Origin of the sequence: Brachybacterium sp. HMSC06H03 (genome assembly GCF_001807385.1) — a bacterium.
Taxonomy (GTDB): domain Bacteria; phylum Actinomycetota; class Actinomycetes; order Actinomycetales; family Dermabacteraceae; genus Brachybacterium; species Brachybacterium conglomeratum.
On the sequence record NZ_KV788837.1, the window covers coordinates 1 to 17,916 of the forward strand.

The 17,916-nt window shown below is 72.8% G+C and carries 14 protein-coding genes; 5 read left to right on the forward strand and 9 right to left on the reverse strand.

Annotation, left to right across the window (positions count from 1 at the left end):
- Positions 1-75 precede the first annotated feature (75 nt).
- The 3 genes from HMPREF3159_RS10420 to HMPREF3159_RS10430 are packed head-to-tail and all read right to left on the reverse strand — an operon-like array spanning position 76 to position 4,229.
- A complete protein-coding gene (locus HMPREF3159_RS10420) occupies positions 76-1,023 on the reverse strand; it encodes a carbohydrate ABC transporter permease (RefSeq protein WP_070500968.1) in 948 nt (315 codons plus the stop codon).
- A 12-nt stretch (positions 1,024-1,035) separates the two neighbouring features.
- Entirely contained in the window at positions 1,036-1,950 is a 915-nt protein-coding gene (locus tag HMPREF3159_RS10425; protein ID WP_070500969.1) for a carbohydrate ABC transporter permease, read from the reverse strand.
- Between the two features lie 32 nt (positions 1,951-1,982).
- On the reverse strand, positions 1,983-4,229 hold the full coding sequence (locus HMPREF3159_RS10430) for an alpha-galactosidase (protein ID WP_070500970.1): 2,247 nt from the start codon (positions 4,227-4,229) through the stop codon (positions 1,983-1,985).
- Positions 4,230-4,472: 243 nt separating this feature from the next.
- On the opposite strand from HMPREF3159_RS10430, the gene HMPREF3159_RS10435 reads away from it, so the two are divergent.
- The 4 genes from HMPREF3159_RS10435 to HMPREF3159_RS10450 all read left to right on the forward strand — a co-directional run bounded on the left by HMPREF3159_RS10435 (position 4,473) and on the right by HMPREF3159_RS10450 (position 8,505).
- Complete coding sequence (locus HMPREF3159_RS10435) at positions 4,473-6,056, forward strand: AbgT family transporter (RefSeq protein ID WP_070500971.1); 1,584 nt, start codon at positions 4,473-4,475, stop codon at positions 6,054-6,056.
- Between the two features lie 80 nt (positions 6,057-6,136).
- Positions 6,137-7,348: a pyridoxal phosphate-dependent aminotransferase gene (locus HMPREF3159_RS10440; protein ID WP_070500972.1), complete on the forward strand. Its 1,212-nt coding sequence runs from the start codon at positions 6,137-6,139 to the stop codon at positions 7,346-7,348.
- Between the two features lie 141 nt (positions 7,349-7,489).
- Complete coding sequence (locus HMPREF3159_RS10445; protein ID WP_070500973.1) at positions 7,490-8,086, forward strand: TetR/AcrR family transcriptional regulator; 597 nt, start codon at positions 7,490-7,492, stop codon at positions 8,084-8,086.
- Entirely contained in the window at positions 8,083-8,505 is a 423-nt protein-coding gene (locus tag HMPREF3159_RS10450) for an organic hydroperoxide resistance protein (RefSeq protein ID WP_070500974.1), read from the forward strand. Before HMPREF3159_RS10445 ends, HMPREF3159_RS10450 begins: the two co-directional genes overlap by 4 nt.
- A gap of 92 nt (positions 8,506-8,597) precedes the next feature.
- Here the strand turns inward: HMPREF3159_RS10450 and HMPREF3159_RS10455 are convergent, their stop codons facing one another.
- From HMPREF3159_RS10455 to HMPREF3159_RS10480, 6 genes are all read right to left on the reverse strand, one after another.
- The gene (locus HMPREF3159_RS10455) at positions 8,598-9,575 is read right to left on the reverse strand and encodes a zinc-binding dehydrogenase (RefSeq protein ID WP_070500975.1); all 978 of its coding nucleotides are present in this window, start codon (positions 9,573-9,575) and stop codon (positions 8,598-8,600) included.
- A 200-nt stretch (positions 9,576-9,775) separates the two neighbouring features.
- Positions 9,776-11,242, reverse strand: a complete 1,467-nt coding sequence (locus HMPREF3159_RS10460) for an FAD-dependent oxidoreductase (protein ID WP_070500976.1) — start codon at positions 11,240-11,242, stop codon at positions 9,776-9,778.
- A gap of 151 nt (positions 11,243-11,393) precedes the next feature.
- Positions 11,394-12,314, reverse strand: a complete 921-nt coding sequence (locus HMPREF3159_RS10465; protein WP_070500977.1) for a formate transporter FocA — start codon at positions 12,312-12,314, stop codon at positions 11,394-11,396.
- A 176-nt stretch (positions 12,315-12,490) separates the two neighbouring features.
- Positions 12,491-13,516: a transglutaminase family protein gene (locus HMPREF3159_RS10470; RefSeq protein ID WP_083305911.1), complete on the reverse strand. Its 1,026-nt coding sequence runs from the start codon at positions 13,514-13,516 to the stop codon at positions 12,491-12,493.
- Positions 13,509-15,764, reverse strand: coding sequence for a circularly permuted type 2 ATP-grasp protein (locus tag HMPREF3159_RS10475; protein WP_070500978.1), 2,256 nt, complete (start codon positions 15,762-15,764; stop codon positions 13,509-13,511). The genes HMPREF3159_RS10470 and HMPREF3159_RS10475 overlap by 8 nt, the downstream gene beginning before the upstream one ends.
- Positions 15,765-15,846: 82 nt before the next feature.
- Positions 15,847-16,524, reverse strand: coding sequence for an AIM24 family protein (locus HMPREF3159_RS10480; RefSeq protein ID WP_070500979.1), 678 nt, complete (start codon positions 16,522-16,524; stop codon positions 15,847-15,849).
- A gap of 160 nt (positions 16,525-16,684) precedes the next feature.
- Here HMPREF3159_RS10480 and HMPREF3159_RS10485 point away from each other — a divergent pair.
- Positions 16,685-17,916: serine/threonine-protein kinase (locus HMPREF3159_RS10485; protein WP_168165419.1), on the forward strand; the 1,232-nt coding region annotated here is incomplete at its 3' end.

A 17,916-nucleotide genomic window follows, 5' to 3' on the forward strand; every position in this document is an offset into this window, starting at 1 on the left:
AGTCCGCGCGGAGGGGCGCCGGCGGGGGAGTCGGAGGGCGGGAGGGGAAGGCGGTTCTGTGTCATCTCGGGCACCTCACTTGATCCCGCTGAAGCCGATGGAGTTCACGATCTTCTTCGCGAACAGGGCGAAGAGGATCAGCATGGGCGCGGCCGCGACGAGGGTCGCCGCCATCAGCCCGGACCAGTCCGGGCCCGTGCCCGGGGCCTGGGCGCGGAAGACCCCGAGCGCGACGGTGAGCACGCGGGACTGGTCGGTGTAGGAGACCATCAGCGACCAGAAGTACTCGTTCCAGGCCGTCATGTAGGTCAGCAGCGCCAGCGTCGCCAGCGGCGCCGAGGAGATCGGCAGGATGAGGGTGAAGAACACCCTCGCCTTGCTCGCCCCGTCGATCAGCGCGGCCTCCTCGACCTCGCGCGAGATGTTGTTGAAGAACTGGCGCAGGAAGAAGATCGCGAAGCTCGAGATGAACAGGGTGGGGAGCATGATCCCCAGCAGCGTGTCCACCAGCCCCAGGTTCTTGATCAGGATGAAGTTGGGCAGCAGGGTGAAGATCTGCGGGATCATCAGCGAGCCCAGGAAGATCAGGAACACGGTGTCCCGGCCGCGCCAGCGCAGGCGCGAGAAGGCGTAGGCGGCCATCGCGCAGGAGAAGGTCTGGACCACGGTGATCGTGGTCGCGACGATCACCGAGTTCAGCAGGTAGCGCCAGAAGGTGATCGAGGCGCCGGACCCGCCCTGCGAGATCGCGGTCTCGACGTCCTGCAGGCCGAAGACGCGCTCGAAGCCGCCCGTGTTCAGGCCGACGGGCAGGAGGCTGCCCGGGTCGGTGGCCAGGGCGTTGTTGCTGGACAGTGCCGTGCGCAGCATCCAGTAGAAGGGGAACAGGGTGATCAGCAGGAAGATCACCATCACGGCCCAGGCCGCGATCCTCCCCCAGGGGATGCCGCGGCGGTGCCGGGGAGCGGGACGGTCGGCGTCGGTGCGCGGCGCGCTGTCGGGCCGCTGCGTGGTCGTGGTCATCGCGCTGTCCTCTCAGTCCAGGTCCGACTGGCCGGCACGGCTCATCCGGTACTGCGCGAAGGTGATCACCGTGAGGATCACCAGCAGCGCCACGGACAGCGCCGAGGCGTAGCCGAACTCGTACTGGGCGAAGGCGTTCTCGTAGATGTACATCTGCAGCACCTTGGAGGCGTCGGCGGGACCGCCCTGGGTGGTCACCGAGATGGTGTCGAACACCTGGAAGGAGCCGATGATCGTCATGATCAGCACCAGCGCCAGGATCGGGCGCAGCAGCGGCAGGGTGATGCGGCGGAACATCGCGATCTCCCCGGCGCCCTCGGTGCGCGCGGCCTCGTAGAGGTGGGCGGGGATCGACTGCAGGCCCGCGAAGAGCAGCAGCGCCGTGTAGCCCATGTGCCGCCACACGTTCACCAGCGCGACCGTCGGGATCACCCAGGTCTCGCTCGCCCAGAAGGCGATCGGGTCGAAGCCGATCCACTGCAGGAGGATGTTGAAGATGCCCAGCTGGGTGTCCAGGATCCACAGGAACACGATCGCGGCGACCACGTTCGAGACCAGATAGGGCGCCAGCACCAGCGAGCGCAGCACGGTGGACTGGGTCAGGCGCTGCATGAGCACTGCGATGACGAGCGCGACGACCGTCTGCACGCCGATGTTGAGGACGACGTACAGCACCGTCACCTTCAGCGAGTTCCAGAAGACGGGGTCGGCCAGGAGTCGGCGATAGTTCTCGAGCCCGACCCAGGTGGGCGGGGTGAGGGTCGTGTACTCCGTGAAGGAGTAGTACAGGCCGGTCAGCAGCGGCCAGACGAGGAACACCAGCAGGCCGACCGAGGCGGGCGCGATGAACAGCAGCGCGAGCTTCGTGTCGTCCTTCCGGCGGCGCCTCGTCGGGGCCGACCGCGTCGACGTCGTCGCGGTGGACATGGGTGCCTTCTTCCGTGGTGGTGAGGGACGGGTCAGCGGGACGCGCCGGCGGCGCTCTCGCGGGTCAGGGACAGCAGCAGGCCCTGCTCGGGGTCGAGCAGGGGAGCGGCGAGGCCGGCGACGGCCAGCGCCGCGCCGGGCAGCACCGCCCCGTCCGCCTCGAGCACGCGGGCGAGCCAGGGCGGGGGCGTGAGATGCGAGGGCGGGCCGCTGGGCAGCAGGGCGCGCACCCGGTAGGCGGCGGCGGGATCCAGGCCCGGCAGCACCAGGCGCGGGTGCTGGGCGGTGTCGGCGCGGCCGACGGCGCTCAGCGCGAACAGCGCCTCGCCCTGATCGGGGGAGACCACGCCCTGCAGCCACAGGGGGCTCTCGCCGCGGTCGGCGCGCACGAGATCGCCCGTGAACAGCAGCTCGCGGCGCTCCTTGTAGAGCGTGATCCAGGCGGTGAGCTCGGCGAGCTCCTCCTCGCTCGCGGCGGCGAGGTCCCATTCGATGCCGAGGTGGCCCATCAGTGCCGAGTGGGCGCGGAAGCCGAGGGTGTGCAGGCGCCCGGTGGTGTGGGAGCGGCCGGAGGCGATGTGGCTGCCCATGAGCTCCAGCGGGATCAGCTGCGAGGTCCAGCGGTGCATCTGCTGGCGCTCGAGCGGGTCGATGCAGTCCGAGACCCACACCCGGTCGGTGTGCTCGAGCACGCCGAGGTCCACACGCGCCCCGCCCGAGGCGCAGGCCTCGATCTCCAGGCCCGGGTGGGCCGCGCGCAGCTCGTCCATGAGGCGGTAGGCGGCGCGGGTCTGGTCATGCACGGCGGCCCGGCCCGTGGCGCGGGTCGCGGACTCCAGCAGGTCCCGGTTCTGGTCCCACTTGATGTAGCCGATCTCGTGGGCGCCGAGCAGGGCGAGCATCTGGTCGCGCACGTGCGCGTACGCCTCGGGGATCGACAGGTTCAGCACCTGCTGGTTCCGCGACCGCAGCGGCATCCGCTCAGGGGAGGGGGCCATGATCCACTCGGGATGCGCGCGGGCGACGTCGGAGTCCTCGCTGACCATCTCCGGCTCGAACCAGATCCCGAACTCCATGCCGTGCGCCCGCACGTGGTCGATCAGGGGGCCGAGCCCGTCCGGCCACGCCTCGGGCGAGACGACCCAGTCGCCGAGGCCGGAGGTGTCGTCCCGGCGGGAGCCGAACCACCCGTCGTCCAGCACGAAGCGCTCGACCCCGAGCGCGGCGGCGCGGTCGGCGAGGTCGGTGAGCCGCTCCAGGTCGTGGTCGAAGTAGACCGCCTCCCACACGTTCAGGGTGACGGGGCGGCGGGCGTCGACGTGATGGGGGCGCGAGCGGAGGTGGCGGTGGAAGCGGGCGGCGACCTGGTCCAGGCCGTCGCCGTAGGAGGCGTACAGCCACGGGCTCTCGTACGTCCCACCCTGCTCGAGGGCGACCTCGCCGGGCAGCAGCAGCTCGCCGCCGCCGAGCACGCGCTGGTCGGAGCTCGTGCGCTCGGCGAGGTGGCGGTGGTTGCCGGAGAAGGCGGTGTGCACCGCCCACACCTCGCCCTCGCGGAAGCCGAATCCGGGCCGTCCGGCGTGGAGGACGTGGGCGGAGTCCGCCCCGGTGCGGCCGCGTCGGTTCTCCCGCAGATGGGTGCCGACGGTGAAGGAGCGGCGCTGCGGGGTGCGCTCCTTCGTCCAGCGGCCCGCGAAGTCCAGCAGCTCGTCGGCCGTGGCGGGGACGGGGAGGGAGAGGGTGAGCTCGTCGAGGCGGTAGGGGCCGGTGCCGGCGTTCGTCAGGCGGGCGCGCAGGCGCAGCAGGCCCGTGGGCATCAGCTCGAGCTCGAGCAGGACCGCGAGGCCCTCCTCCGGGTCCTCGAGGTCGATCTCGACGTGCGCCGCGCCGGTCTCGGCGTGCGCGCCCGTCAGCGGTGCCCCGCCGATCCGCAGGCTGCGGGTGATCAGGCGCGGGGTCCAGCCGGAGCCGTCCGGGCGGGAGCCGGCCAGGCCCGGGCGGCCGAGCCAGCCGTCGGAGACCTGGGGGAGGAGGCCGACGCGCACCGGGACGTCCACGAGGTTCTGCGGGACCGGCGGGGTCGTCGCCTCGCACAGCGCATCCAGGCCCTCGGGCCCGAGCGTCCCGAGGCCACGGCCCCAGTGCGCGATCGCGGGGACGCGCCCGTCGGTGACGTCAAGCAGCACGGAGACCCCGCTCGCGGCGAGGTGGACGCGGTGGGCGGTCCCGGGGCGGGGCGAGGTCACCTCGCGGTCGGGTGCGGCGGGCTGCGGGGACATCGGCGACCTCCGGTCTGCGGCTCTCAGGGCTGTCGCGGACGGTCGCCGAGCGGCGGCGCGACAGCGCGACGGATTAACTATAATCATGAAAGTAATGCCCGTCGAGAGCTCTCCCACCGCCCGGGCCGACGGGGCCGGGCGTCCCCGCAGAGGTCGGCGGCGCCCGGCTATCGTGGAGGGTCGTGCGCGCCCCCGCGCGCTCCGCCCGCACCGTCGGACGCCGTCCTCGATCTCCGCGGGAGCATGATGCCCTCCACCACCACGACCACCGGGCCGCGACGACTGGACCGCGCGCTCGACCTCGTCGAGCGGGCCGGCAACCGGCTCCCGCACCCGCTGGTGCTCTTCGCAGGGCTCTTCCTGATCACGGCCCTGCTCACCACGCTCCTCGCGGCCACCGGCGCCGAGGTGCAGGTGCCCGGCGAGGAGGAGCCGCAGCCGGTGCGCTCCTTCTTCAGCGGCGAGGGGCTGACCTGGTTCACCACCACGCTGGGGGAGAACTACATCGGCTTCCCGCCGCTGGTGAACGTGCTGCCGATCGTGCTCGCCGTCGGCATCGCGGAGGGGTCCGGGCTGCTCAGCGCCGCGATCAGGCGCCTGTTCGGCTCCGCCCCGCGATGGCTGCTGCCGTATGTGGTCGCCCTCGTCGGCGTCAACGGCAACCTCATGTCCGACACCTCCTTCGTGGTGATCCCTCCGCTGGCCGCCCTCGTCTTCGCCGCCGCGGGCCGGCACCCGCTGGCTGGGATGATCGGGGGCTTCGCCGCCGTCGGCGCCTCCTTCTCCACCGCGATGATCCCCTCGCCGATCGACGCGAACTTCTCCGGCATCACCGCCTCGGTGATGGAGTCGCTGCCCGCCTCGCTCGGCGCCGCCCCGGTCACCGTGGTCTCGAACTACTGGATCAATCTCGCCTCCTCCCTCGTGCTGGTCGTGGCCTGCGGATTCCTGATCGACCGGGTGCTCGAGCCGCGGCTGGAGCGCGCCGGCGTGCCCCGCACCCTCGCCCCCGAGGAGGACGGCGCCGCCGCGGGCTCCGAGGCGAGCGCCGACGGCTCGATCAGCCCGCTGGAGCGGCGGGGGCTGCGCTGGGCGGCGGCCTCGCTGGTCGCGGTCGTCGTCCTGATCGCCGCGCTCGCGACGGTGCCCGGCTCGCCGTGGCAGAAGGAGGGCGGGGGACTGCTGCCCGACTCGCCCTTCATGGGATCGATCGTGTTCTACCTGGTGGTCGCCTTCTCCGTCACCGGCATCGTCTACGGCGCGATCGCCGGCACGGTCCGCTCCGGGGCCGACGTCGCCTCCCTCATGGGCCAGGGCCTGCGCTCGATGACCGGCTTCCTCGTGGTCGCCTTCGCTCTCGCCCAGTTCCTGGCCCTGTTCTCCTGGAGCGGGATCGGCACCTACCTCGCGGTGCACGGCGCCACGCTGCTGGAGCACGCCGACCTCGGCGGCCTCCCCGTGGTGCTCGGCTTCGTGGTGCTGTGCGCCCTGACGAACCTGCTGATCACCTCCGGCACCTCGATGTGGGGGCTGATGGCGGTGGTGTTCGTGCCGATGCTCGCCCTCAGCGGGCTGGAGCCCGCCTTCGTGCAGGCCGCCTTCCGCATCGGCGACTCCTCCACCCAGATCATCACGCCGCTGAGCCCCTATCTCATCGTGCTGCTGGGGATGGTGCGCCGCTACGAGCCCGGGGCCGGCCTCGGCACCCTCGTCGCGCGCCTGCTGCCCTTCACGCTCGTGTTCCTCACGGCCTGGACCGCGGTGCTGCTGGTGTTCTGGGGCCTTGACCTCCCCATCGGTCCGGGCAACGGCATCCGACTGGGCTGAGCGGCGGCGCGAGACGGCTCGGCGTCGCCGCGCCTGCGGCGATACCCTGTCGCCCACCCCGAGAAGGCCAGGAGCCCCGCATGATCTTCACCCAGTCCTCCAAGCTGCGCGACGTCTGCTACGAGATCCGCGGGCCGGTCCCCGCAGAGGCCGCCCGCATGGAGGCCGAGGGCCACAAGATCCTCAAGCTCAACATCGGCAACCCCGCACCCTTCGGCTTCGAGGCGCCCGACGAGATCCTCGTGGACATGATCCGGACCCTGCCCACCGCGCAGGGGTACTCGGAGTCCAAGGGCATCGTCTCCGCCCGTCGCGCGGTCGCGCAGTACTACCAGACCAAGGGCATGCCCGGCATGGGGCTGGACGACATCTACCTCGGCAACGGCGTCTCCGAGCTGATCCAGATGACCTGCCAGGCCCTCGTGGACGACGGCGACGAGGTGCTCGTCCCCGCCCCGGACTACCCGCTGTGGACCGCCTCGATCGCGCTCGCGGGCGGACGCGCCGTCCACTACCGCTGCGACGAGGAGCAGCAGTGGTGGCCCGACGTCTCCGACATCGCCGACAAGGTCACCCCGCGCACCAAGGCGATCGTGGTCATCAACCCCAACAACCCCACCGGCGCTGTCTATCCCGAGCACGTGCTGCGGGAGATCGTCGAGGTCGCCCGCAAGCACGGGCTGATGATCCTGGCCGACGAGATCTACGACAAGATCCTCTACGACGACGCGGTCCACACCCACATCGCGAAGCTCGCCCCGGACCTGCTGACCATCACCTTCAACGGGCTGTCCAAGGCGTACCGGGTGGCGGGCTTCCGCGCCGGCTGGATGGCGCTGTACGGGCCGAAGGAGCATGCGGCCAGCTTCATCGAGGGCCTCGACGTGCTCTCGAACATGCGCCTGTGCCCGAACGTCCCCGCCCAGCACGTGGTCGCCACCGCCCTGGGGGGCTACCAGAGCGTGAACGAGCTGCTGCTGCCCGGCGGCCGCCTGCGTGAGCAGCGGGACGTCGCCTACGAGGGCCTCAGCGCGATCGACGGCGTGAGCGTCGTGAAGGCCTCGGGGGCGCTGTACATGTTCCCGCGCATCGACCGCGAGATGTACCGCCTCGAGGATGACGAGCAGTTCGCCTACGACCTGCTGCGCTCGAAGAAGCTGCTGGTCAACCACGGCACCGGCTTCAACTACCCCGAGCCCGACCACCTGCGCCTGGTGACCCTCCCGCAGGCCGACGTGCTCGCCGACGCCGTGGACCGCATCGCCGACCACCTCGCCTCGATCCGCCGCTGAGGGCGCCCGGGTGCTCGGGCGAGGGTGAGCATCGCGACCCCCGAGGTCTCTTGGAATGATCGTTCCACTATAGTGGGGCGTGCCCGGTGCCGACAGCCCGGGCGAGGAACGACGACGAGCAGGCAGCGAGCAGGAGGGGGCATGGGACGACAGTCCGCCTTCGTGCGGGAGGACGCCGTGCGCTCCGCCCGCGACGTGTTCTGGAGCGAAGGGTACGAGGGCGCCTCCATGGCGAGCCTCCAGCGGGCCACCGGACTGAACGCCAGCAGCATCTACCACGCCTTCGGCTCCAAGCGCGGTCTGTTCGACGCCGCGATCGAGGACTACCTCGAGCGCGTCGTCCGCCTCGGGCTCGCCCCGCTGCGCGCGCCCGAGGTCGCCCCCGATGCTCTCGAGCGCTACTTCCTCGCGGCCCGCGCGCTGTTCGCGGACCCGTCCGGCCGCACCCGCCCCGACGGATGCCTGCTGGTGAACACCGCCTGCTCCGGGCTCGCCCGGGACGACGGGATCGCCGAGGCCGTGCGCGCCTATCGCGCCGAGCTGCTCGCCGCCTTTACCCGCGGCGCGCAGGCCCGACGCCCCGACCAGTCGCCGCAGGAGCGCGCGCAGCTCGTCGAGACCTGCGTCGCGCTGCTGATCAGCGCGCTGGTCATGACCCGGGTGGACCGGGACGCGGCCACCGCCGCGCTCGACTCCGCCCTCACCGCAATCCAGCATCAGGAGCACACACACCCATGAAGCCCCTCTACACCACCGAAGCCCTGGCCACCGGCGGCGGCCGCGACGGACACGTCGATGTCGCCGAGTCGGATCTCGCCTTCGACCTCGCCGTCCCGACCGCCATGGGCGGCAGCGGCTCCGGCGCCAACCCCGAGCAGCTCTTCGCCGCCGGGTACTCCGCCTGCTTCCACTCCGCCCTGCAGGCCGTCGCCCGGCAGCAGAAGGTCGCTATCGACGGCTCGAGCGTCGGCGCCCGCGTCACCATCGGCTCCGAGGAGTCCGGCGGCTTCTCGCTCGCCGTCGAGCTCGAGGTGGTCATCCCGGAGCTCGACCACGACACCGCCCAGTCGCTGGCCGACGCCGCGCACCAGGTGTGCCCGTACTCGAACGCCACCCGGGGCAACATCCCGGTGGTCGTCACCGTCACCGACGACTGACTGATCCGCGACCTGCCTGAAGGCATCGGGCAGGTGCGAGGAGCCCCGGCGGGATCGCTCCCGCCGGGGCTCCTCGTCATGCGGCATCCTTCTCAGGGGCGCAGCAGCACCTTGCCCTGTCGGCCGTCGGTCAGCGTGGCCGCCACGGCGTCGACGACCTCGCCCAGCGGGAAGGTGGCCGCGACCGGCAGGGTGACCTCGCCGGAGAGCAGGCCGGAGAAGATCTCGCCGATGAGCCGGCGCCGCACCTCCGGCGCCATCTCCGCCGAGACCCGGGAGCCCCAGAAGCCCTCGACCTTCAGATCACGGAAGATGATCGGGCCCGAGGGGAGCGCCATGGTCGAGCCGCCCATCGCCCCGAAGACCACCAGGCGACCGCCGTCCCCGAGCAGCGAGAGCACCTCGCCCGCCGCCTCGCCGCCCACGGAGTCCAGCCCCGCCGCGACGCGCGCCTCGCCGATCAGCGCACGCGCCTGCTCCTGCCAGTCCTCCCGATCGGTGGAGACGACGTCCCCGATGCCCTGCGCGGCGAGCTCCTCGACGCCGCTGCCGCGCCGCACCAGGCCGATGACGCGGATCCCGCGCAGCCGAGCGAACTGTGCGACGAGGCGGCCGACGGCCCCGGTCGCGGCGTTCTGCACGAGCACCTCGCCGGGAGCGAGGTCGAGGTGCTCGAGCAGGGAGACGGCGCTGAAGGGCATGGCCACGAGCTGGGCGGCGGACTCGTCCGGCAGCTCGGCCGGCACCGGGACCAGCGAGGAGGCGGGGGCGGTGAACAGCTCCGCCCAGGCTCCGGTGATCCCGGTCGCCGCGACACGGTCGCCGACGGCGTAGCCCTCGACGCCCTCGCCGAGCGCCTCCACCACCGCGACGGCCTCGCTGCCGGCGCCCGAGGGCAACGCGGGGCGGACGCCGTAGGAGCCGCGGATCGTCCACAGGTCGTGGTGGTGGATCGGGCTCAGCGACATCCTCAGCAGCGCCTCGCCGGCGGCCGGGGCGGGGGCGTCGACCTCGGCGGTGCGCAGGACGTCGGCGGGGTCGCCGAAGTGGTCGTAGGTGACGGTGAGCATGGGATCGCCTCTCTATTGTGGAACAGTCATTCCACTATAGCGGCGGGGTGTCTCCCTGCACCGTGCGCGGGCCGCGCTGTTCCGGGTCTCACAGCCGCGGCCGCGACGGCGCCGGGCGATGCAGAAGGGCCGGGGGCCGGGACCGGTGCTCCGGTCCGACCCCCGGCCCTGCGGCGGGGTGCCTGCTGCTCGTGCGCGGCTCAGGCGTGCGTGGGCTGCGGTGCGCCCTCGCGGGAGACGCGCACCATCTCCTCGCGCTCGACGACCTTGATGCGGGCACGGGGCTCGCCGTCGGCGTCCACCGCGGCGGCGCCGAGGCTCTTCTCGTGCTCGTCCAGCGCCATCCAGCCGTCCCAGGTCGTGTACTGCACGCCCCGGTCCTCGAGCAGGCGCAGGATCGCGTCGTCGTCCCGCTCGGGGGCGGGGGAGAGGCGACCGGCCTCGATGTCCTCGAGCAGGCAGGTGATGGTCTCGATCGCGTCGGACTTCGTCGCGCCGATCAGGCCGACGGGGCCGCGCTTGATCCAGCCGTTGGTGTAGGCGCCGGGGATGACGGAGCCGTCGGCCTCGGTGACGCGGCCGGCCTGGTTGAGGATGACGCCGCGGCGGGCGTCGTAGGGCACGCCCGGCAGCTCGGAGCCGTGGTAGCCGACGGCCCGGTAGACGGCGCCGAGGTCGTAGTCGACCATCTCGCCGGTGCCCACGAGCTCGCCGTCCTCGTCCAGGCGGGTCCGCTCGAAGCGCATGCCCGTCACCCGGCCGTCCTCGCCGAGCACCTCGACGGGGCGGTGCCAGAAGTGCATGTGGAGGCGGCGCTGGACCGGCCCGCCCTCGCGGTCCGTCGGCTCCTCGCCGGCGGCCTCGCGGCGCTGCTGGTCCTCGAGCCAGCCGACGAAGGTCTGCACGACCTGGTCGGTGCGCTTGTCGGCCTTGATGGCCTCCCACTGCGACTCGGTGATCTGCTCGAGATCGCGGGGGTCCATCACGACCTGCAGGCCCTTGGGGTGGGCGAGCTCGCGCGCCTCGAGCGGCGAGAACTTCGTCTGCGCGGGGCCGCGGCGGCCGAAGACGTGCACGTCCGTCGTGCGCGCGGCCTGCAGGCCCTCGTGCACGTTCGCCGGGATCTCGGTGCGCAGCAGCTCGTCGGCGCTCTTGGAGAGCACGCGGGCGACGTCGAGGGCGACGTTGCCGTTGCCGATCACAGCCACGGACTCCGCGTCGAGCTCCCAGGTGCGGGGGTAGTCGGGGTTCCCGTCGTACCAGGCCACGAAGTCGGCCGCGCCGTGGGAGCCCTCGAGCTCGATGCCGGGGATCCGGAGGTCCGCGTCCTTGAGTGCGCCGGTCGCGTAGATCACCGCGTCGTAGTGGGTGCGGAGGTCCTCGGCGGTGAGGTCGGTGCCGAACTCGACGTCACCGAGGAAGCGGATGTCACCGCGGCCGAGGATCCGATGAAGGGCGGTGATGATGCCCTTGATGCGCGGATGATCGGGGGCGACGCCGTAGCGGATCAGGCCGAACGGGGCGGGGAAGCGGTCGAACAGGTCGATGCTGACCTCGAGCTCGCCGCTCTTGACCGGGGCGGAGCGCAGCAGGGTCTCTGCGGCGTACACACCGGCGGGGCCGGAGCCGATGACGGCCAGGCGGAAGGGCTGCTGGGAGGAGGACATCACACCTCGGTCTCGTGGCGCCGTGGCGCCGGGTCGCAATGATTTCCGCACCACTCTATACGCGGAATTCGTCATCACCCCGGTCACTGTGAGCCGCTCGACGCCACGACCGGCGGCTCCTGCGATCGCGAGGGGAGCCGCCCGGCAGGTCTCAGCTCTTCGCGAGATCCTCGGCGCCGCGGCGGTGGATCGACCAGAAGTACGCACCGACCAGCACCGCACCGCCGACGATGTTGCCCAGCAGCACGGGGATGAGGTTGTCCCAGATCGCAGCGCCGACCGTGATCGAGGAGTAGTCCCCGAGCGACTTCCCGGCCTCGGTCAGCGCCTCGCCCTCCCAGAAGCCGGCGCCGGCGCCGTACTTGATCAGCAGGCCCATGGGGAGCATGAACATGTTCGCGACCGAGTGCTCGAAACCGGTGGCGACGAACAGCGCGACGGGGCCGGCGACGGCGAGGATCTTGTCGGCGACGGTCTTGCCGGCCGTCGCCGCCCACACGGCCAGGCACACGGCGAAGTTCGCGAGCACGCCGAGGAAGAAGGCCTGGTGCCAGTCGTGGGAGACCTTCGCCTGGGTGGTGTCCAGCACCACCATTCCCCAGGCGGAGCCGTTGGTGGCGTGGGTGCCGGCGAGGAGGACCAGCAGCGCGACCGTGACCGAGCCGATCAGGTTGCCGCCCGCGGAGACGCCCCAGTGGCGCAGCATCTGCCCGGTCGTGATCCGGCGGGACAGGCGCGGCATGGAGGTCATCGTGGTGCCGGTGAACAGGTCGGAGCCGCTGATCACCACGAGGCCCAGGCCGACGGAGAAGACGACGCCGCCGATCAGCTTCGCGATCCCGACCGGCCACTCGCCCATGCCCTGCTGCGAGGTCACCATGAACACGAAGCCGAGCGCGATGAAGGCGCCGCCGCTGAGGGACGCGAGGAACATCTTCCCCAGCGGCGCCGTCGCCTTCGCGAACATCGCGTCCTCGAGCGCCTTGGTGAGGGGCTTCGGAGCGGTCGCTGCGGTGGACGGTGCGGGCGCCGGCGCGACGTCCGCGCGGGGTTCGGGGGCAGGGCTGGTCATCGGAGGAGGTCCTTCGCTGGAGACGGGTTGGGGGCCGTCCCCGCGCTGCGAGGGGACGGAGGTCAGGTGGTCGGCCGCCGTGCCGCGCGGTGCGGCACGAGGGGAGCCGGGCGGGTTCCCCTGCGGTGACCAGGAGTCAGGGTACGCCCGGTCCGGCGCGGCGGAGGGGACCTGCGTCAGTCGGCGGACTCGGTCCCCGCCGCCTCGGGCACGACGCCGACGGCGACCCTCAGGGTGCTGCTGGCCCCGGGCGGGCCGACGACGATCCCCTTCAGCGGCGGCACGTCCGCGTAGTCCCGGCCCCAGGCCGTGGTGACGAAGCGCTGGTCCACGAAGGTGCGGTTGGTGGGGTCGATGTCGACCCATCCCGTGCCGGGCACGAGCACGCTCAGCCAGGCGTGGGAGGCGGCCGAGCCGATCATCTCCCCGGCCGGCTCGGTGCCCAGCGCCCCGCCGGCCGACGGGGCGGTGCGCAGATAGCCGGAGACGTACCGGGCGGCGAGCCCCGCCTCCCGCACCGCGGCGACTCCCACATGGGAGAAGTCCTGGCAGACGCCGTGCCGAGCCCCCAGCACCTCCTCGAGGGTGGAGGTGACGGTGGTGGCCGCGGAGTCGTAGGTGAACTCGGTGTGGATCAGCGCCGTCAGCTCCGCGAGGCACTCGCCGACGGCGCGTCCCGGCCGGAACACCTCGGCGCTGATCTCCCGGACGGCGGTCCCGCCCGGGACCCGCGGGGAGGGGTGGACGAAGTCCAGGCTCGCCCCGGGCATCGGCGCGCCCCAGTGCTCGGGGGTGCACTGCTCCCAGGGGCGGGACATCGGCTCGAGCCCGTAGCGGCGCTCGGCGACGGAGACCCGGGCGTGGGAGTGCACGTCGAGCTGCTCGTGCGGGGCGTCGACCAGGAGGTAGGTCGAGGAGTTCCCGTAGAAGTCGGTGTGCGCGGTGAGGCGGGCGGGTGTCGGATCGACGACCACCTCGTGCGAGAGCACGCGCTGGTGCGGGGTGGCGCGCGGCTCGACGTGGGCGCGGCCGTAGTTGCGGGTGACCGGCTTCGCGTAGCGGTAGGAGGTGAGGTGGTGGACCCGGTAGTGCACCGGGTCCAGGGCGGGGGCGTCCTCCAGGCGCAGCGGGATCAGCGGCCGCGCGCCGTGAGGGGTCGCGCTGTCCTGCCCGGGCCGGCCGCCGGGTGCGTTCTCAGACATCGTCGACCCCCCATCGCGAGGTGGATTCCGAGGCGCGGAAGAAGCGGTCCTCGAGGGCGGTGGCGAGGGAGCGCAGGGACTCCGTCGCCGCGTCGATCTCCGCCGGCAGGGCGGTGGGCGCGTCCTCGCCGGCGGGCGCGCCCGGCAGCGGGTGCAGCAGCTCGTGCGGCTCCCAGGCGGCGAGGCGGGGGCGCAGCGCCGACATCGGTGCGCGCAGCTCGGGGGAGGGCGCGGTCTCGGGCAGCCGGTCCAGGGCCTGGCCGAGCCGGTCCAGCTGGAAGGCGAGCGAGCGCGGCAGCGTGGTGTCGCTGAGCAGCAGCTCGATCAGCAGCTCCGGCTGCACGGCGGCGTGGAAAGAGCGGCGGTAGGAGGCGCCGGACTCGGTGATCAGTGCGACTGCGTTCGCGATCCGCTCCTCCGCGGCGCGGCTGCGGCGATGGCCGAGGGCCGCCCGCAGCAGCGCCAGCAGGCTCATCGTCCGCTCGATCTTGCGGCCGATCTCGGTGAGGTCCCAGCCGAGGTCGCGGGGCATCGCGTCGGCGACCGCGCCGGAGAGGGTCAGGCAGCCGTCGACGATGTCGGTGAGCCACTGCTCCAGCGGGCGCGGGTCCACGCTCCCGCCGCGCACCTGGAGCCGCATCCGAGTGATCACCGGCCATACGTCGTCGGAGAGGAGGTCGCGCAGGGTGCGGGTGGTGTGGGCGAGCGCCGCGGCGGACTGCGCGAGGGAGCCGGGCCGGCCGACGTCCCCCAGCAGGCTCTCGATCTCCAGCCGCACCGCTTCGGCGTCGCGGAGGTCCAGGTCGAGGAAGCCGGGATAGGTGGTGGTCACCTCGGTCACCGCCCGCAGCAGCACCGTGCGGGCGGTGCGGGCGCTGCGGCTGTGCTCGGCGTCGAGGTCGTTGGAGGTGTCCAGCACGGTGCGCAGCAGGCGGGCGGTGGAGTCGACGCGCTCGAGATAGCGGCCGAACCAGAACAGGTCCGAGCCGACCGAGCGGGTCATCGTCGGGTAGGCCGAGACGCTCGCGCGCCGCGACGCCGGCTCGACGGCCGAGCGGCCGGTCGGCTCCTCGTCGGGGACCGCGGACGTGTCGGGGACGGCGACCCACACGTCCTTGAGCGCCTCGGGGCCCTCGTCGGCCGTGCGCGCGATCCCGCCGGGCAGCACCTCGAAGCCGTCCTCGGTCCCCATCACCAGCAGGCTCAGCGTCACGGGGCGTCCCGTGAGCTCCTCGCCGCCCGACGGGTCCAGGGAGGGCCACAGCGCAGGGGCGACCTCGGCGGGTGCGGGCCGCAGCTGCAGGTCCTCGTGCAGCATCTGCCGGCACAGGTCGGGCAGCGCCGCGCGCAGGACCGGGTTCTCGAGCAGGCCCGCGCCCAGCGGGTTCAGGATCTCCACGTCGCCGCAGCGCGCCGCCTCGACCAGGCCCGTCACCCCGCCCAGCGGCGTCGGCCCGAGGTCCAGGGGGTCCAGCAGCGGCGAGGGGACCAGCCGCAGCACCGCGTCGACCGGCTCGCCCGGGGCGGAGGCCAGGCCCGACAGGCGCAGGGTCACGGCGCCCGCACCGGCGCGCAGGTCCCCGACCGACACCGTCGGCGCGCCCAGCAGGTTCGCCAGCCAGCTGTGGTCGAAGGCGTCCAGCGGCTCCTCCGCGTCGTCGAGGAGCACGACGGGGCGCCCGGCGCGCCCGTCGGCCCGGGTGCGCTGATGGAAGGACGTGCGCAGCGTGTCGAAGAAGGGGTGGAGACGGCGCATCTCCGTGCTGCGGTACAGCGACGGCGCGCTGCGGGAGAGCACCCGCCGCAGCTCGAGGGTGAGACCCGCGCCGCGGGGGACGTCCACCGCGTCCTCGTGCACCACCCAGGCGCCCTCGGCGGTGCGGGAGACGGTGGTGCTGACGGCGAAGAGGTGATGGGCTCCGCGGGCGGGGATCCCCACCGCCGGGCGCAGGTAGGCGAGGTCCGCGAGCAGCGCGGCCGCCGGTGCGACCTCGGTGTCGAGCACGGTGCGCGGTCCGTACAGGTCCGCGTACAGGGCGTCCAGCAGCCGCACCCGCTGCACGAGCCCCGCCGACAGCTCCGCCCAGGACTCCGCGTCCAGCACGACGGGCACCGGATCGAGGGCGGGGGACGGGGCGGAGACGTCGGCCGCGAACATCGTCGCGGCGCTCGCCGCCGCTCGCCGTCGACCCGTGGGACCGAGGGCGGTGAGCTCCTCGGCCAGGGCCTGCGGATGCGCGATGGTCACCGGGACATCGTAGACACGGGGCCCGGACGTGCGGTGACGGCGGGGCCGAGCGGTCGGCCCCGCCGGGTCGCCGCGGGCACGCTCAGGAGGCGGCGACCACCGGCGCGCCCTCGGAGGGCTGGACGACGACGAAGCCCGGGCCGTGGAAGCCCAGCTGGAAGGACTCCCCGGAGCCGCGGCCGATCAGCGAGCCCATCTTGAAGTCGTTCTTGATCTGCGGCTGGAGGTTCGCGGACCAGCACACCGCGGCCTGGGGATCCACGAAGGTGGGCTGCTGGGAGCAGTCCAGCAGCATCGGCGGCCCGTCGGAGGTGACCGCGACCATCCCCTGCCCCTGCAGCAACAGGTTGAACAGGCCGCCGGCCATGAAGCCCGCCCCGCCCAGCGAGCGGATGTCCCACTGGATCGAGGAGTCGAAGGCGAGCATGTTGCGAGTGTTGAGGGTCAGCGCGTCGCCCTCCAGCTGGAGCAGGAAGATCTCGTTGTTCTGGCGGGCGAAGAAGATCTCGCCCTGGCCGCGGGTGCGCATCATGTTCCCGCCCTCGCCGGTGGCCATCTTCTTCAGCAGCTTCATGCCGCCGCCGGAGCCCTGGTAGGAGAAGTCCATCTGCCCCTGGTAGGCGACCATCGCGCCCGCGGCGGAGATGATCTCCGGGGCCTGCGGGTTCAGCGCGCACCGCAGCATCTTGGAGGACTGCAGCGCCCATCGGTCGTTGGTCTGGCGCTCCTGGTTGGAGGCGTCGAACAGGTTCGAGCGCATGGCCCCTCATCTCGTCGGTCGACCGGCATCGGTCGATGGATTCCCTGCGACGCCCACCGCGCCGCGGTGGGATCGTCTCACGTCCGGGGCCGCGTGGGGACCCTGTGGGGGTGCGGTGAAGCCGCCGCTCGCCTGTGCAGGGCCTCGTAGCATGGGAGCCATGTCCGACTCGCGCACGCCCCGACGACCTCCGGCCGCCAGCGATCCGCGGCTGGAGGCGCTCGCCGAGGACTCCGGCTACGAGGTGCTGGGGCGGATCGGCGCGGGCGGGATGGGCATCGTCTATCGCGCGCACGACGCCGACGGGAACGACGTCGCGATCAAGATGCTGCGCCACGAGATCGCCGACGACCCCCGTGCCAGGGAGCGGCTGGCCCGCGAGGTCGCCGCCCAGCAGCGGGTGCGCAACGACAACATCGTGCGGATCCTGGACGCGGAGCTCGAGTCCTCCGACGCCTTCGTGGTCACCGAGTTCGTGCCCGGGCCGACGCTCGAGGACGCGGTGCGCGCGCACGGCGGCCTGCACCCAGAGGCGGTGCGCGAGGTGGGCCTGGTGCTGGGGGAGACGCTGCGGGTCATCCACGAGGCGGGCGTGATCCACCGCGATCTCAAGCCCAGCAACGTGCTGCTGCGCGGCGCGACCGAGGGGGACCTCTCGGGCTTCGACCCCGACGGGGACGGCCTGGACCCCGTGATCATCGACTTCGGCATCGCGATCGCCGCGGAGGAGTCGCGGCTGACCTCGACCGGCCTGGTGATGGGCACCGCCGCCTATCTCGACCCGGAGGTGGTGCGCACCGACCGCACCGTCGAGGCGGGGGACTGGTGGTCCTGGGCGGCAATGCTCGCCTTCGCCGCGACCGGGCGCGAGCCCTTCGGCACCGGACGGGCGGACCTCGTGTTCCTGCGCGCGGAGCGCGGGGAGATCGACATCGACGGCGTGCCCGCTGAGCTCGGCGACTGGCTGCGCTCGGCCTTGTGCGCCGACCCCACCGAGCGCGCGAGGCCCGAGGAGCTGCTGTCGCGCCTCGCCGAGCTCGACCTGGACCGCTACGACGACCCTGGCGACACCGAGGCGTTCGAGGCCGGGCCGCGCACCGCGGTGCTGTCCGTCCTCGGGGCGGACGGAGCCCCCGCGGCCGACGCCGCGATCCCGACGGACGACGCGGAGGGGATGGGCGCCGAGGGCGCGACCGAGGCCCTGGGGGCCGGCGACGCCGCGACCGAGGCGCTGCCCCGCGTCGCGGAGGCGGGCGAGCAGCCCACGGAGGCCCTGCCCCGCTATGCGACCCCGGACGATCCGCCCACCGAGGTGATCCCGGTGACGGGCACGCCCACCCGGGCGCTGCCCGTGGTGCCGCCGTCGGCCGGGCCCGTCGGAGCGGCGGGCCC